Below are 16,021 nucleotides of genomic sequence, written 5' to 3'. Positions count from 1 at the left end.
GAAGAGAATAAAAAACAATATGCAAAAATGGATGAAAATAAGGGTGTTGGAACAGGGTTGTAAGAAGTTATTGGCCATTATGCTGCTTTTGTTTGCGATTCAATCAATGGCTCAACTTACCGATCCCATCTTCACCCAGTACATGAACAGTATGCAGACAATTAACCCGTCTTATTCGGGTATGTGGGATAAGATCGGGATTCAGGTGTTTACACGACAATACTATGTGGGGCATGACAAGGCCCCACTTGTTTCGTCGGTATCGGCGTATAAACCGGTCAAGAATGAGAATAATGGTTTGGGCCTTGATATTGTGGATGAACGGCTGGGTTACGAGGAGAAGCTGACAATTACGGCTAATTATGCCTACCAGGTAAAGCTGGACTGGCATACTTACCTCCGGTTGGGGGTGAAAGCCGGCTTTGTAAACTATGCCAACCTGTTGACGAAATACCGGCTCGACCCGGACTACACCCCTGATGATGCATTCCAGAAAGATGTGCACATGTACTTTATGCCAGCCTGGGGGGTGGGAGCCCTGGTGTATACCCGGGATTATTATGTCGGGCTCTCCATTCCCCAGATCATCAATAATGATTTTCAGGCCAACCGGAATAACTTTTCTTCCTTAGCCAATGTCCGGTATGCCTACCTGTTAGGCGGCTACTTTTTTGGACGCCAACGGCAAGTCCGGTTTAAGCCGACGGGCATGATCAAGGCGGCGTTTAACCAGCCTATCCAGGCCGACGTTTCTGCAAACTTCCTGTTTTTCGATAAATTCTGGGTCGGCGGAATGTACCGGTCGAACAATACGGTTGCTGTGATTACGCAGTTTGTGATGCTTCCGAATATTCGCTTTGGTTATGCCGCCGAATTTCCTTTTGGGCGTGAAATTTGGAAGTACCAGGCGGGGACGCACGAGTTCAGGGTGGTTTACGAAGTCGACTTTTATAAACGTCCGTACGTGAGAAAACAATATTTCTAAAAAGTGGGGTGAATTTTTTAATGGCAGAATGACCAATCATCTGCCGGGCATTTCTTCTGAATTTTAGCCTTTAATTGCAGTTTCGGACCAATTTTTAGCTATCTTCAGATCTTTCAAAGGCAGAAAAGCAATTTGGTGAGCGGCTGCCGGCAGCTAAGCGGATATGATTAAACTTGGACTTTTATTAACCGGATTTCTGTATGCAGGCCTCTTACCTTACACGATTAAAAGAGCCTTAAAACATGGTGTTTTTGATCCGGCAACGCAAACGCTTAGTTTCCTCAGCAATAAGCATTTATACGGCGAAAAATACAGCAAAGGCTATAAAGGTCTTTTGTTTGCTTCGGCTATTCTGACTTATTGTTTTTTTTGGCTGCTGGCTGAGTTTTACGATCTGGGAGAGCATGAGAAGTTTATGAAATACATCGATTACAGTTTTGCCTTCTTGACCCTGCTTGCCTTTGTACCGCACAATATGTATCCTTACACGATCAGGAATCCGAAGACTTCACTCCAGCGGATACTTCATAACTTACTGGCCGTAAATGTTTTTATATTAATTCCGTCCCTGATTGTCACGTTTCAGGTGGCCATTCTTCAAAATTTGTGGTTTCTGGGGATCTCGGGACTGATCATTATCGGAGTTGTCGTTCTCCTGACTCTTATATCCATCATCAGAAATGGAGTTAATGGTTTCGCGGAGATACTTTTTATCAACGGGATCAGTATCTGGAGTATTTTTGTGACGGTTCTTACCTTTATCCGGTAATGCGGGCAGAAAATTCTTCAGGAAAGGGACCGGTTTCGTACGGTGATATTTCTAAAAGAAAGCGGCTGACCGGAAAAATTTGAATTTCACTGAGATTTTCCAGTCAGCCGCTTTCGTTTCAGGTATGCTGATTATTCGTGATTTTTGTATTTCCTTCCCGGATAAACTTTCAACGCTTCTTCAAGAATTTTTAACGCCTTGGCCAGGTCCTTCTTCTTAAGCACGTAAGCGATCCTTACTTCATCTTTTCCGTAACCCGGGGTGGTGTAAAACCCGGATGCCGGCGCCATAAAAATAGTTTCGTTTTCGTACTCAAACTCATCGAGCAGCCAGGCACAAAATTTATCCGAATCGTCTACCGGCAGGCGGGCAACAGTGTAAAAAGCGCCCATAGGTATTGGCGAGTAAACGCCGTCGATGCGGTTTAGACCGTCAATCAGGAACTTGCGGCGTTCAACATACTCATTGTACGAATCCATCAGGTACGATTCGGTATCTTCGAGCGATGCTTCGGCTGCAATTTGTCCGATCAGGGGCGGACTCAGGCGGGCCTGGCAAAATTTCATCACGTTGCGCCGGACTTCCTTGTTTTTGGTAATCAGGGCTCCCACGCGGATGCCGCATTCGCTGTACCGTTTCGAAACCGAATCGATCAGGATTACATTTTGCTCAATTCCATCGAGGTGAAACGCCGAAATGTAGGGGGCGCCGGTGTAACAAAATTCGCGGTATACTTCGTCGGAGAACAGGTACAAGTCGTACTTTTTCACCAGGTCGCGGATTTCGTTCATTTCCGACTGGGTATACAAATAACCCGTCGGATTGTTCGGGTTGCAAATCATAATCCCCTTGGTTTTCGGGGTGATCAGTTTTTCGAACTCCTCAAGCGGAGGAAGGGCAAAACCTTCTTCAATTTTGGATGGGATCGATTTGATCACCGCGCCGGCAACAATGGCAAATGCTTCGTAATTGGCATAAGCCGGTTCGGGAACGATGATTTCATCGCCCGGATCGAGGCACGACATAAACGCAAAAGTTACCGCCTCGCTGCCACCCGCCGTAATGATGATATCTTCTACCCCGACATCAATTTTAAACTTGTGATAGTATTTCGCCAGTTTCTGGCGGAACGACAAAATTCCTTCACTTGGACTATATTCCAGTATCTTTCTGTCAATACTCCGGATTGCATCGAGTGCTTTCTGAGGTGTTGGCAAGTCGGGCTGACCAATGTTTAAATGGTACACTTTACGGCCCATCTCCTTTGCTTTGTTTGCTAAAGGAACAAGTTTCCTGATTGGCGAATCAGGCATTTTGTTTCCCCGTTTCGATGTCGTAGGCATGTTATAAAAAATTTTCTGCTAGGCGGCAAATATACAACTAACAATTCTAAATTAGAATCATCCTATGGCGTTAAAATTGAAATATTTAATCTGGCTGAAGTTTTGATTTGCAATATTACCCCTTTGCCGGGTGGCGGTTCCCCGGTTAAATGGTTACTATCACCCTGGTAGCGCTGATTAGTGTACTTTAATCATGTTTTTCGAAAACTGCTTCTGCTATTTTTGAAACAGAAGATTTAAAAACTTAGACGTATGATCATTGGAGTTCCGAAAGAAATAAAAAATAATGAAAACCGGGTGGCCTTAACGCCGGCCGGGGCAGCCGAGCTAACCAAACGCGGGCATGAAGTGTATGTACAGACGACCGCCGGGCACGGAAGCGGTTTTACCGATGAAGATTACCGGGCTGCCGGCGCCAAACTGCTTCCAACTATTGACGATGTGTATGCGGTGGCTGAAATGATTATAAAAGTGAAGGAACCGATTGCCCGGGAATATCCGTTAATTAAAAAGGGACAAATCCTGTACACCTATTTTCACTTTGCTTCGTCGGAAGAGTTAACCAATGCCATGATTGAAAAGGGCGCAGTTTGCCTGGCTTACGAAACCGTGGAGTTGGACGACCGTTCGCTGCCTTTGCTGGTGCCCATGTCTGAAGTAGCCGGACGGATGTCGATTCAGGAAGGCGCCAAATACCTGGAGAAAACCTACGGCGGGTACGGAGTGCTTCTGGGAGGAGTTCCGGGAGTTCCGCCGGCAAAGGTGCTGATTATCGGCGGGGGTATTGTGGGTACCGAAGCCGCGAAAATGGCAGCCGGGCTTGGGGCCGATACGACGATTATGGATGTGAACCTGAAACGCCTGCGTTACCTCGACGACATCATGCCGGCCAATGTGAAAACCATGATGAGCAACGAGTATAACATCCGTGAAATGGTGAAAACCCACGATGTAATTGTTGGGGCGGTGCTGATTCCGGGAGCCAAAGCGCCGAAACTGGTTACCCGCGACATGGTTTCGACCATGCGCCCGGGAACCGTGTTGGTGGATGTGGCAGTGGATCAGGGAGGTTGTTTTGAAACCACCCAGGCAACCACGCATGAACATCCGACTTTTGTGATCGACGAGGTGATTCATTACTGCGTGGCCAACATGCCGGGCGCGGTGCCGCGTACCTCAACCATTGCATTGACAAACGCTACCTTGCCCTATGCCATGCAGCTTGCGGCCAAAGGGTGGAAACAAGCCTGCAAAGATAATCTGCCCCTCAGGAAGGGTTTGAACGTTGTTGACGGAAAGGTGGTATACGAAGGTGTTGCCGAAGCATTCGGCCTGCCTTATGTTCCGGTTGATACTGTTTTGTAAACGATCGTTTAATGATAAAAGAACCCTGCCCGAAAAGGCGGGGTTTTATTTTTTGTGCCAACCTGCAATTTCTTTTTAGGTTAACTGAATCTGCTTTCGGATTGATGACCGGAAAATAAACGGGCTGTCAGGTATTTTTTATATTTTTGTGGCTCAATTCAGAATTGTTAAAATCACACACTCATGGAGATTCCCAGCAAGTACAACCCGGCCGAAGTTGAAGATAAATGGTACCGGTATTGGATAGAAAAAGGTTTTTTTCGTTCGCTTCCCGACGAGCGTGAACCATACACGATTGTGATCCCGCCGCCAAACGTGACCGGAGTCCTGCACATGGGGCACATGCTCAATAATACCATTCAGGATATTTTGACCCGCCGGGCGCGTATGTTAGGAAAAAATGCCTGCTGGGTGCCGGGTACCGATCATGCGTCGATTGCTACCGAAGCCAAAGTGGTTGGAAAACTGAAGGAAGAAGGAATTTCCAAAACCGATTTGAGCAGAGACGAGTTTCTAAAGCATGCATGGGACTGGACCCACAAACACGGCGGGATCATCCTGGAACAGTTAAAAAAACTGGGCGCTTCGTGCGACTGGGACCGCACTTGCTTTACCATGGACGAGCCCCGCAGCGAATCGGTCATCAAAACTTTCGTCGACTTGCACAATAAAGGCCTGATTTACCGCGGCGTACGCATGGTCAACTGGGACCCCGCGGCACAAACGGCTCTGTCGGATGAAGAAGTCATCTATAAAGAAGTTCAGTCGAAATTATATTATCTGAAATATAAAATAGACGAAGATCCGTCCTCCCCCGATTCCTCTTTCGTAACTATTGCCACCACCCGTCCCGAAACCATACTGGGCGATACGGCAGTATGCGTGAACCCGAACGACGAACGCTTCCGGCACCTGAAAGGGAAACGGGTACTGGTTCCGCTGATTAACCGTTCTGTCCCGATTATCGAAGATGAGTACGTGGATATGGAATTTGGTACGGGCTGCCTGAAGATTACTCCGGCTCACGACATCAATGACTATGAAATCGGCTTACGTTTTAGTTTGCCCGCTATCGATATTTTTAACGATGACGGCACCTTGAGCGAAGCTGCCGGTTTGTTTGTCGGCGAAGACCGCTTTGCTGTTCGCGAAAAAATTATGGTTGAGCTCGAAAAAGCAGGAAATGTCGCCAAAGTGGAAGATTATACGAATAAAGTAGGTTATTCGGAGCGTACCCATGTGGCGATTGAACCCAAATTGTCGGCCCAGTGGTTTCTGAAGATGGAAGACCTGGTGATTCCGGCTTTGGAGAATGTAATGAATGATGAAATTCAGTTTCACCCGCCAAAATTCAAAAATATTTACCGCCACTGGATGGAAAACATCAAAGACTGGTGCATTAGCCGCCAGTTGTGGTGGGGCCACCGCATTCCGGTGTATTATCTGGCCGACGGTTCCTTCGTGGTGGCTGATACCGACGACAAAGCGCTGGCGTTGGCAAAAGAAAAAACCGGAAATTCAACCCTCACGATGGCCGACCTGAAACAGGACGAAGATGTATTGGATACCTGGTTTTCGAGCTGGCTGTGGCCCATTTCGGTGTTCGATGGCATACGCGATCCTGAAAACAAGGAAATACAATATTATTATCCGACCAACGACCTGGTAACGGCTCCCGATATTATTTTCTTTTGGGTAGCCCGGATGATCATTACCGGTTACGAATACCGTCAACAGTTTCCCTTCAAAAATGTCTATTTTACCGGCATGGTGCGCGACAAACTGCGTCGCAAAATGTCGAAATCGCTGGGTAATTCGCCCGATCCGCTCGACCTGATTGCCAATTATGGCGCCGACGGGGTGCGCGTGGGTATGCTGCTTTGTTCGCCTGCCGGCGGTGATTTATTGTTCGACGAGAGCCTTCCGCAACAAGGCGCCGGTTTTGTGACCAAAATCTGGAACTCGTTCCGCCTGGTTAAGGGCTGGGAAGTGGACCATAACATCCCTCAACCCGAACACTCGAAACTGGCCATTGACTGGTTTCGCCAAAAGTTCAACCAGGTGGTTGAACAAACCAACGATCATTTCGATAAGTTCCGTATGTCTGATGCGCTGATGTCGGTATACACCACCGTACGCGACGAGTTTTCGGGTTGGTTGCTCGAGCTGGTAAAACCGGCCTACCAGCAACCGGTTGACGGGAAAACCTATGCCGAACTGATTGAGATCTTTGATGCTGTGCTTCGGTTTATACATCCGTTTATGCCTTTTGTGAGCGAGGAAATTTGGCAATTACTGAAAGAACGTGAAGCGAGCGAAAGCATCATGATCAGTGAATGGCCGGTGTCAACCGGTTTCGATGAAAACCTGATCCAGCAGTTTGAAGATGCCAAAGAAGCAGTTTCAGGTATCCGTAATATTCGCACGAAAAATAATATTCCGAACAAAGACCAGCTCGAACTGGCGGTGATGCCCGGTGACAAAGGTTACGCCGCAGCCTTTGATCCGGTTCTTGTAAAACTGGGAAACCTTTCATCACTGAAACAGGTACGCGAAGAAGTACCTGGTGCAGCGTCATTCCTGGTGAAATCAACCACCTACTTTGTGCCGATGGGCGGCCTCGTTGATGTGGAAGAAGAATTGAAGAAGCTGGATGCTGAACTGGCCTACACGCAAGGCTTTCTGAATTCAGTCATGAAGAAACTCGGCAACGAACGTTTTGTAAACAGCGCCCCCGAAGCCGTGGTGAATACCGAGAAAGCGAAGAAAGCCGATGCGGAAGCAAAAATCAGAGTTTTGGAAGAACAAATTGCCAAATTGAAGTAAACTATTTTTTAATCCAGCCTACATACGTAATTTTGGGTGATAAACCAGTTGATGAATGTATGCTTTTTCAGCCTAATCTGTTGGTACAATACCTGCAAAAGCCGGCGGCGGAATTCACGCGCGACGATATCATCCGCTACATCGAGGAGCGGGAGATTCAGTTGCTGAATTTTCGTTATGTGGCTGAGGACGGTAAATTAAAAACCGTCAATTTCATGGTAAACGGGCGAAAAGACCTGGAGCTGGTCTTATCGTTTGGCGAACGGGTTGACGGGAGCAGCATCTTTTCGCATTTGGAACCTAATTCAAGCGACTTATACCTGGCGCCACGGTATAAAACAGCCTTTTTAAACCCGTTCTCGAAAATTCCGGCTGTCGATATCCTCTGTTCGTTTTATGGCGCCGATGGGCAGCCACTGGAAAGTTCGCCCGAATATATCCTGAGAAAAGCGCAGCATCAGTTTTTTAAAACAACTGGGATGCAGGTGAAGATGATGGCCGAGTTGAAATACTATGTCATCAGCAATACCTCGCGTGAAGGTTTTGATTCGGAGAACGGCTATCATTGCGCCGAACCTTTCTCCGAAAATGAACAACTTCGGATTGAAGCGCTGAAGTTGATTGCCCGTTGCGGCGGACGGGTGCGGTTCGGGCATACGGAAACGGGCCGTTTTACCCGCGATGGAAAAATGCACGAACAGCACGAGTTGGAATTTTCGCCGGTTGATCCGGATGATGCTTCAGACCAGCTGGTGATTGCCAAATGGATTTTGCGGATGCTGGGACAAAAATATGGCGTTAACGTGACCTTTATTCCCAAAATTGCCTTGAATGAACCCGGCAGCGGGATGCACTTCCATTTTCTGACTGAACAAAACGGGCACAATACCTTGCTCGAAAACGGCGAACTGACTTCAACCAGTTTGAAAATGATTGCCGGAATTCTGGATCTTTCGCCGGCATTAACGGCTTTTGCCAATACCAATCCGGTGTCGTACCTGCGACTGATGCGCGGAGAGAAGGCTGCGCAGCACATTGGTTGGGGATATAGTAACCGCTCAAGCCTGGTGCGGGTACCGCTGGTCTTTACCGAACCGAAAGCTTTGGCCGCCCATGCCAACCAGCAAAAGGAAGCTAAGTTGCCCGATCATTCGAGCCGGCAAACCATTGAATACCGCGGATCTGACGGATCAGCAAATCCGTATTTGTTTTCTGCTGCCCTGATCGTGGCGATGCTTCATGGTTTTTCAGACAACGAGGCCCTGAAGAAAGCCGGTGAATATCAAACGGATGAAAACTGGTTCGTGTCTGGTGATGATCCGGACAGAAACCTGTCGGGAAGATTACCTGTTTCCTGTTATGAATCGGCCGGGGCGCTTGAAAATGCCCGGGATCTATTTGAATCGGGCCAGATTTTTCCGAAATCAATCATCAATTATACCCTGTTGAAACTTCGCTCATTTAACGATAAAGACTGGTGCGATAACTTCAGGACCAGCGGCGAAAACCGGGATTTTAAAAAACTGGTTGAGAAATACCTGAATTATATGTAGTTTGTTAAAAGATCAAATATGACATTAATAAAATCAATTTCCGGAATTCGCGGAACGATTGGCGGATTACCCGGCGAAGGCTTGTCGCCGCTCGACGTGGTTAAATTTACAGCGGCTTATGCCAAATGGCTGAAAGGAGTATCTTCGTCAAAAAAAGTAAAAGTAGTGGTAGGCCGCGATGCCCGTATCTCGGGCGAAATGGTGAATGCCCTGGTTTGCGCCACCTTATCGGGTATGGGCTGCGATGTGGTAAACCTCGGACTGGCCAGCACGCCAACCACCGAGATCGCAGTTACCGGCGAACAAGCCGACGGTGGCATTATATTAACTGCCAGCCATAACCCCAAACAGTGGAACGCGCTTAAGTTACTGAATAATAAAGGCGAATTTATTTCGGGAGCCGAAGGAGAAAGCATCCTGAAATATGCTGAAGAAGAAAGTTTCAGTTTTGCAGGTGTCGACGATTTGGGAAAGATCAGCGAAAAAGATTACCTGGATGAGCATATCCGGCAAATTCTCGCCTTGAAACTGGTTGATGCAGGGCTGGTCCGTGCAGCCGGTTTTTCGGTAGCATTCGACTCGGTTAATTCGGTTGGCGGGATTGCCATTCCGGCACTGCTCCGGGCTCTGGGAGTAAAACACATTGTTCCCATCAACGACGAGCCAAGCGGCGAATTTGCCCACGTTCCCGAACCCCTGCCTGAAAACCTGACCGAGACCTGCGCGCTGGTAAAAAAAGAACAGGTTGATGTGTGCTTCGTGGTTGACCCCGACGTGGACCGTTTGTCCATCATCAGCGAAGACGGCAGTATGTTTAACGAAGAATATACCCTGGTGGCCGTGGCCGATTACATTTTGGCCAATACGCCGGGGAATACCGTTTCAAATTTATCTTCTTCGCGGGTGCTGCTCGTAGTCACCGAGAAACACGGATGCAGTTATGCAGCTTCGGCTGTTGGCGAAGTGAATGTGGTTGCTAAAATGAAAGAAACCAATGCCATAATAGGAGGAGAAGGCAACGGGGGGATTATATACCCGGAATTGCACTACGGACGTGATGCCCTGGTCGGAATCGCCTTGTTCCTTACCCAACTGGCCCAATCGCGACTGAAGTGTTCTGAACTTAGAAAGACCTATCCGGATTATTTCATTTCAAAAAATAAAATTGAATTGCGACCTGGGATTGATGTCGACCTGATTCTGGAGAAGATCGAAAAGCAGTACCGGAACGAGCAGGTCAGCACAATTGACGGGGTAAAGATTGATTTTGCCGAAAAATGGGTGCATCTTCGGAAATCAAATACCGAACCAATTATCCGGATTTACTCCGAAGCAAAAGATCCGGAAACGGCAGATATACTGGCCCGGCAACTAATCAGGGATATTGAAAAGCACATTTAACAAATAATAACAGAATCCGGCAAGAGCCGGGTTTTTTTTGGCATGATAATTGCGTTTAACAAAAGAATTTTTCGAACAATTTCTTTGTTGATTCGATATAAAGCGGTTGAACTTTTATAACATGTTAAACCTTTCCGGATGATGCAGAATACAACATAGCGGTTAACAAATCGTCTTAACTTTAATTCACGATTGATCCAATAATACTAATAACTAACTAAGTTCATGAAAAGCAGGAAGAAATTACTGTTCGCACTTCTTATCCCCGTTCTTTTACTGGTTGTATTTTTGTTTTTCAGGTCTGCCGAACCGGGAGATTTGATCCTCACCACGAAAGTTCAGAGAGGGAGTTTTGATGTGAAAGTTTATGCGTCGGGCCAGATCGAGTCGGAGAACAAAGAAAGTATTCCGGTTCCAGCCAAACTAAACGACCGCAGTTTGCGGATCTGGAGTCTGAAAATCACCGAACTGGTGGATGAAGGAACTTATGTGGATTCGGGTGATTTTGTGGCCCGCCTCGATCCTGACGCAGTGCAGGAGCAGCTGAAAAATGCTCAGGATGAATTGGATAAAGCTTATTCGGAGTATCAGGATGCGAAAATTGACTCGAACCTGAATCTTTCCAATCAGCGCGATGCCATTACCAATGCCATGCTCGAAATGGAGGAAAAAGAAATCGCGGTGAAGGAGTCCGTTTATGAGTCTCCTTCCATTCAGAAAAAAGCGGAAATGGATTTCGACAAAGCCCAACGAAAGTATGAACAGGAGAAACAAGCGTATGTACTGAAAGTACAGCAGGAAGAAAATAAAGTAAACCGACGGTTCATCACTTACCGGCAGTTAAATGAACGCTACGGGGGTCTGGAAGAACTGTATGGTTCGCTAACCATTACTTCGCCGAAATCGGGTATTATCACCTACATTAAAAATCCCTGGGGAATTACCAAAGTTGGGTCCGAAGTGGGAGGAAACGGTTCGGTGGCCACTATTCCCGATATGACCAACCTGATTTCACGGACTTACATCAACGAGATTGATATCTCCAGGGTAAAAGAAGGGCAACCGGTTGAAATCGGGATCGACGCTTTTCCGAATAAAACCATGAGCGGCGAAGTCGTGTCGATTGCCAACATCGGGCAAAACATGCCAAACAGCGATGCCAAAGTCTTTGAAGTAAAAATTAAAATTTACGGAGAAGACAATGACCTGAAACCGGCTATGACCACCAGCAATGTGATTGTTACCAATACCTTTGCCGATACCTTATTTATACCGGCAGAAGCTGTTTTTGAAAACGACAGTATGCGTTACGTGTACCTGAACCGAAAAGGTTATCTGAAACAAGTTGTCAAACTTTCAGGCGAGAACGAAAACTTTGTGATGGTCGCCAAAGGGCTTCAGGAAGGCGACGAAATCTGCCTGAACGAACCTGAGGGCGCGGAAAATTTTTCATTTAGCGGCCTTGATATTTACGCCGAGATCAAACAGGAACAGGAAGAACAACGAAAGAAGGCCGACCAAGCCCGGCTGGAATATGAAAAAAACAAAGCTTTGCCACAACAGGGGATGCCGGCCGGAATGCCTGCTAATGTGATAATCAGGTAATCGACATAATTTAGCAGGAAGTAATATGTTTATAACGAAATATTTACACGATATCATTATTGCCGTGGAGGCCATTTTTGCCAATAAGGTCAAATCCTTATTAACAGCATTGGGGATCATTTTTGGCGTGGCAGCGGTAATCAGCATGATGGCTATCGGCAACGGTGCCGAACATGAAATTCTGGAACAGATTAAAATGGTAGGGGTAAACAATATCATTGTAACTCCGACAAACCTGGTTGTAGGCAATTCAGACAGCAACAGCGACGACGACAATAAGGGCGGAAGCAAAAAATTCTCCAAGGGGTTAACTTTACTTGATGTAGAAGCCATTGAACAAGTGATCCCTTCGGTTGATAAGGTTTGTCCGGTTGTTTCGTTCAACTACTCGGCGGTTGTCGACGGGAAAAGTAAGCCGGTAGTGCTGGAAGGGACTACCCGTGATTATTTTGACCTCTTTAATATTAATTTGAAGGAGGGAACTGTTTTTAATGATTACCAGAATAAAACCGGACAACCGGTTTGCATCATCGGCGATAACATCAGGAATGTTTTTTTCAACCAGGAGAATCCCATTGGCAAATACATCAAATGCGGGAAAATCTGGTTGAAGATTATCGGCGTGGTTGAACGGCGCGACTTTACTGCTTCGGCCTCCGACGAAATGGGCATCAGCAGTTCCGACAACAAAATTTTTATCCCGGTACAAACACTGTTGCTTCGTTTTAAAGACCGTTCGCTGGTTAGGGGCGACGAGGTGGAAAAAGCGAACTCCAATAAAGGCGGAAGCGGAGGAGGGGTCATCATTATTGGCGGCATGGTCCAAAATGAAGACGCGATTGACGAAGATCCCAATATCAACCAGCTCAGCAAAATTATTATACAGGTTAAAGAAACCGAACAATTGAGTGCGACGGCCAACGTGGTGAAACGGATGTTACTTCGCCGGCATTCGGGACTTTACGATTTTGAGGTCACCATTCCCGAACTGCTGTTGAAACAGCAGCAGCGAACCAAAAACGTTTTCAATATTGTGTTGGGGGCGATTGCAGGGATTTCGCTGATTGTTGGCGGAATCGGGATCATGAATATCATGCTGGCCTCGGTGTTGGAACGTATCCGCGAAATCGGCCTGCGCCAATCCATCGGCGCTTCCCGGAAGGATATTGTGGCGCAGTTTCTGGCCGAATCGACCCTGATCAGCGTCACCGGGGGCCTTATCGGGATTTTGCTTGGGGTGGCTTTGTCGAAAGCCATTACCATGATCTTCGATATCAAAACAATTGTGTCGTTTTTCAGTATCCTGATTGCCTTTGGGGTGTCGGCCCTCGTGGGAATCTCGTTTGGATACCTTCCGGCAAAACAGGCGGCTGAAAAAGATCCCGTAGAATCCCTTCGTCAATAAACCATAAAGCTATGCAAATGAAATACCTGTTACTACTGATACTGGCTGTTTTACTTTCGGTGAGCAGCTATTCTCAATCCGAAAAACTGAAACTTACCCTTGAAGATGTGATTGAAATGGCATCGGAAAGTTCAATTGATGCCTTTCGTATCGACAATATGTACCGCGCCAGCTACTGGGAATTCCGTTACTACAAGGCTGATAAGCTCCCGAGCCTGAACCTGGATGCAACCCCGGTGGTGTTTAACCGCTACCGTACCCGCGAATACAATTTTCAAACCAACGAAGAAGAATATGTACAGCGGGAATATTTGAACTCTGACTTCAGTTTGTCGCTGAACCAGAACGTAGCCCTAACAGGCGGCAGCCTGTTTTTGCAATCGCAGTTGGGGATGGTGAAAAATTTGGGCAACAGCCGGAATAATTCCTACCAGTCGACTCCGATCAGTATCGGGTATACGCAGAGTTTGAATGGTTACAATCAGCTGAAATGGAAGTCAAGAATTGAACCGCTCAAATTTGAAAAGGCCAAAAAAAACCTGATTGAATCGCGCGAGGCTTTGTCGATCAAAGCAGTGGGTAAATTTTTCAACCTGGTCGACGCCCAGATCCAGTTAAACATTGCCGAGAATAATTTAGCGAGCGCCGATACGCTTTACCGGCTTGGGCAGGGACGCTTTCAGGTAGGAACCATTACCCAGGGCGAACTGCTGAACATGGAGTTAAACCTGCTGAATTCCAAACAGTCGTTAAATGCTGCGAAATCGGAGGTGCAGCGTACGCAAGCCGATTTGAACTCCTTTTTAGGCCTTGAAAAAACCACGACTGTCGATTGTATTGTTCCGGCCGATATTCCTGAGGTAGAAGTTAAAGCCGGAGTGGCCATCGACAAAGCGCTGGAGAATAACCCCATCGTTATCGGGCACCGGCAGCAACTTTTGGAACAGGATGAAAATGTGGCGAGAGCCAAGTCGGAGGCCGGGTTAAATACCAGCATTTTTGCACTTTACGGATTGGATCAGTCGGCTCCCGAGTTTTCGGATGTGTACAAAAACCCGGATAACAGCCAGCGGTTTCGTTTGGGCGTGAGTGTTCCGATTGTTGACTGGGGGAGCCGCAAGGGACGATATCAAATGACCGAATATAACCGGGAAGTGGTAAAAGCGACCATTGAACAGGGCCGGATCGACTTTGAGCAGGAGCTTTTTCAGGATGTGATCGAATTTAACCTGCAGGCCGAGCAGGTGAAGAATGCCGGGTTGGCCGATACCGTAGCCCGGAAAGGTTACGAGGTGACCCTGCAACGGTTTTTAATCGGGAAAGGAGATGTGACCACCCTCAATATTGCCCGGAACGACCTGGAAACGGCACGCCGATCCTATATCAATGCGGTTCGTCGTTACTGGAACTATTATTACACCCTGCGGATGAAAACCTTGTTTGACTTTGTCAAAAACGAGAGTCTTTCGGTTGAGTACGATAAACTCCTTGAAAAGTAACAGTCATGAAACAATATAAACAAAGTTTGCTGCTCGCTGGAACAATGGTCGTTGTAGTCGCTGTAGCCGGATGGCTGTTTTTTCCCCGCGGCGGGAGCGACGGAAAAACTGCCGTTGTAAAGCGCGGAAAGCTCGAAGCGCTGGTAGCCGGCAGGGGCGAGGTAAACGGTGAAAAATCGATTAAAATCGATCTGCCTGAAGCATTGAAGGATGATCAGTTACGGGTGTGGAGCTATAAAATTAACGATCTGATCCAGGAAGGAAAGATTGTCAGGAAAGGAGATTTTATCGCCCAACTCGATCAGAGTAACCTGATGAATAATATGCGTGAACGGGTGACCGAAAAAGAGCGCGTGGATGCCGACTTAAAAAATGCGGTGATCGACAGTACGGTAAGACTAACTGCAAAACGGGAAGAGATTACCAATGCCCTGCTTGAACTGGAGTACAAGCAAATTGACCTGGACATGTCGAAATACGAATCGGGCACTCAGCAACGAAAGGCCCAGATGGCCTGGCAGAAGGCGAAGATCGACCTGGACAAAAAGAAACGGGATTTCCGGTTGGAACAAAACAGGCTGAAAGTTCAGATCGGACGATACGAGGACAACGCGCAACGCCTTCAGGATATTCTGGATAAATACCAAAAAGCCATAGGGGCTGTAAGAATTACCTCGCCGGGCGACGGGATCGTGATGATTGGGCAGGACTTTCTGGGAAAAAAACTGACGAAAGACAGCAACATCAGTACATGGCGGGGCGAACTGGCTAATTTGCCCGATATGTCGTCGGCCATTGTCGAAACATACATCAAGGAAATTGATATCACCAAAATCGGTTTGGATCATCCGGTGCGGATTGTGGTTGACGCTTTGCCCGAACAGGTTTTCACCGGGAAGGTCATTCAAATTGCCAACATGGGAGAAGATAAAAGCGGGTTCGACATGAAGGTATTCAAGGTAATCATTCGTTTTAACCATGCCGATTCCGAGCTAAAACCGGGAATGACCTGCAATAATGATATTATCATTCAAAGCAGTGAGAATGCCTTGCTTGTCCCCCTAAAGGCCGTTTTTTCCGACGAAAAGTCAAAATTTGTATACCTGAAGAAAGGAACGCAGATTGTGCGACAGAAGGTTGATTTTGGTGCCGAAGATGAGCAGCATATTGTAGTGGTGAAAGGCCTGGAAGAGGGCGACCGGGTATTGTTGTATAAACCGGAGTCGGAACAGGTTGAGAGTTAGGGTATTTTTCCTATTTTTACCCACCT

11 protein-coding genes are annotated in these 16,021 nt (G+C 47.1%); 10 read left to right on the top strand and 1 reads right to left on the bottom strand.

The annotated features are described in order from the left end of the window. Positions 1 to 19: 19 nt before the first annotated feature. Positions 20 to 985 (top strand): PorP/SprF family type IX secretion system membrane protein, encoded by a 966-nt coding sequence (locus AC6H3C_RS21825; RefSeq protein WP_497517666.1) that lies wholly within the window; start codon positions 20 to 22, stop codon positions 983 to 985. A gap of 163 nt (positions 986 to 1,148) precedes the next feature. Next, a complete protein-coding gene (locus tag AC6H3C_RS21820; protein WP_497517665.1) occupies positions 1,149 to 1,754 on the top strand; it encodes a hypothetical protein in 606 nt (201 codons plus the stop codon). Between the two features lie 131 nt (positions 1,755 to 1,885). On the opposite strand, the gene AC6H3C_RS21815 is transcribed toward AC6H3C_RS21820, so the two are convergent. Next, positions 1,886 to 3,097: a pyridoxal phosphate-dependent aminotransferase gene (locus AC6H3C_RS21815; RefSeq protein WP_497517664.1), complete on the bottom strand. Its 1,212-nt coding sequence runs from the start codon at positions 3,095 to 3,097 to the stop codon at positions 1,886 to 1,888. Positions 3,098 to 3,349: 252 nt separating this feature from the next. On the opposite strand from AC6H3C_RS21815, the gene ald reads away from it, so the two are divergent. The 8 genes from ald (at position 3,350) to AC6H3C_RS21775 (ending at position 15,995) form a co-directional block, all read left to right on the top strand. After that, complete coding sequence (gene ald, locus AC6H3C_RS21810; RefSeq protein ID WP_497517663.1) at positions 3,350 to 4,462, top strand: alanine dehydrogenase; 1,113 nt, start codon at positions 3,350 to 3,352, stop codon at positions 4,460 to 4,462. A gap of 183 nt (positions 4,463 to 4,645) precedes the next feature. Further along, positions 4,646 to 7,288: a valine--tRNA ligase gene (locus AC6H3C_RS21805; protein WP_497517662.1), complete on the top strand. Its 2,643-nt coding sequence runs from the start codon at positions 4,646 to 4,648 to the stop codon at positions 7,286 to 7,288. A 59-nt stretch (positions 7,289 to 7,347) separates the two neighbouring features. Continuing rightward, on the top strand, positions 7,348 to 8,841 hold the full coding sequence (locus AC6H3C_RS21800; protein WP_497517661.1) for a glutamine synthetase beta-grasp domain-containing protein: 1,494 nt from the start codon (positions 7,348 to 7,350) through the stop codon (positions 8,839 to 8,841). A gap of 18 nt (positions 8,842 to 8,859) precedes the next feature. After that, positions 8,860 to 10,242, top strand: a complete 1,383-nt coding sequence (gene glmM / locus AC6H3C_RS21795) for a phosphoglucosamine mutase (RefSeq protein WP_497517660.1) — start codon at positions 8,860 to 8,862, stop codon at positions 10,240 to 10,242. Between the two features lie 225 nt (positions 10,243 to 10,467). Further along, positions 10,468 to 11,847, top strand: coding sequence for an efflux RND transporter periplasmic adaptor subunit (locus AC6H3C_RS21790; protein ID WP_497517659.1), 1,380 nt, complete (start codon positions 10,468 to 10,470; stop codon positions 11,845 to 11,847). 25 nt (positions 11,848 to 11,872) lie between these two features. After that, the gene (locus tag AC6H3C_RS21785; protein ID WP_497517658.1) at positions 11,873 to 13,252 is read left to right on the top strand and encodes an ABC transporter permease; all 1,380 of its coding nucleotides are present in this window, start codon (positions 11,873 to 11,875) and stop codon (positions 13,250 to 13,252) included. A 17-nt stretch (positions 13,253 to 13,269) separates the two neighbouring features. Further along, positions 13,270 to 14,751 (top strand): TolC family protein, encoded by a 1,482-nt coding sequence (locus tag AC6H3C_RS21780; RefSeq protein WP_497517657.1) that lies wholly within the window; start codon positions 13,270 to 13,272, stop codon positions 14,749 to 14,751. A 5-nt stretch (positions 14,752 to 14,756) separates the two neighbouring features. After that, positions 14,757 to 15,995: an efflux RND transporter periplasmic adaptor subunit gene (locus tag AC6H3C_RS21775; protein ID WP_497517656.1), complete on the top strand. Its 1,239-nt coding sequence runs from the start codon at positions 14,757 to 14,759 to the stop codon at positions 15,993 to 15,995. The last annotated feature ends 26 nt before the right edge of the window (positions 15,996 to 16,021 follow it).

The organism is Gaoshiqia sp. US2, from assembly GCF_059705485.1.
This window is presented reverse-complemented; position numbering and strand designations above follow the sequence as displayed.

What these genes read in the sequence shown, in the direction of transcription:
- AC6H3C_RS21825 (WP_497517666.1), top strand. Translation starts at nt 20, where the DNA reads ATGCAAAAATGGATGAAAATAAGGGTGTTGGAACAGGGTTGTAAGAAG.
- AC6H3C_RS21820 (WP_497517665.1), top strand. Translation starts at nt 1,149, where the DNA reads ATGATTAAACTTGGACTTTTATTAACCGGATTTCTGTATGCAGGCCTC.
- AC6H3C_RS21815 (WP_497517664.1), bottom strand. Translation starts at nt 3,097, where the DNA reads ATGCCTACGACATCGAAACGGGGAAACAAAATGCCTGATTCGCCAATC.
- ald (WP_497517663.1), top strand. Translation starts at nt 3,350, where the DNA reads ATGATCATTGGAGTTCCGAAAGAAATAAAAAATAATGAAAACCGGGTG.
- AC6H3C_RS21805 (WP_497517662.1), top strand. Translation starts at nt 4,646, where the DNA reads ATGGAGATTCCCAGCAAGTACAACCCGGCCGAAGTTGAAGATAAATGG.
- AC6H3C_RS21800 (WP_497517661.1), top strand. Translation starts at nt 7,348, where the DNA reads ATGCTTTTTCAGCCTAATCTGTTGGTACAATACCTGCAAAAGCCGGCG.
- glmM (WP_497517660.1), top strand. Translation starts at nt 8,860, where the DNA reads ATGACATTAATAAAATCAATTTCCGGAATTCGCGGAACGATTGGCGGA.
- AC6H3C_RS21790 (WP_497517659.1), top strand. Translation starts at nt 10,468, where the DNA reads ATGAAAAGCAGGAAGAAATTACTGTTCGCACTTCTTATCCCCGTTCTT.
- AC6H3C_RS21785 (WP_497517658.1), top strand. Translation starts at nt 11,873, where the DNA reads ATGTTTATAACGAAATATTTACACGATATCATTATTGCCGTGGAGGCC.
- AC6H3C_RS21780 (WP_497517657.1), top strand. Translation starts at nt 13,270, where the DNA reads ATGAAATACCTGTTACTACTGATACTGGCTGTTTTACTTTCGGTGAGC.
- AC6H3C_RS21775 (WP_497517656.1), top strand. Translation starts at nt 14,757, where the DNA reads ATGAAACAATATAAACAAAGTTTGCTGCTCGCTGGAACAATGGTCGTT.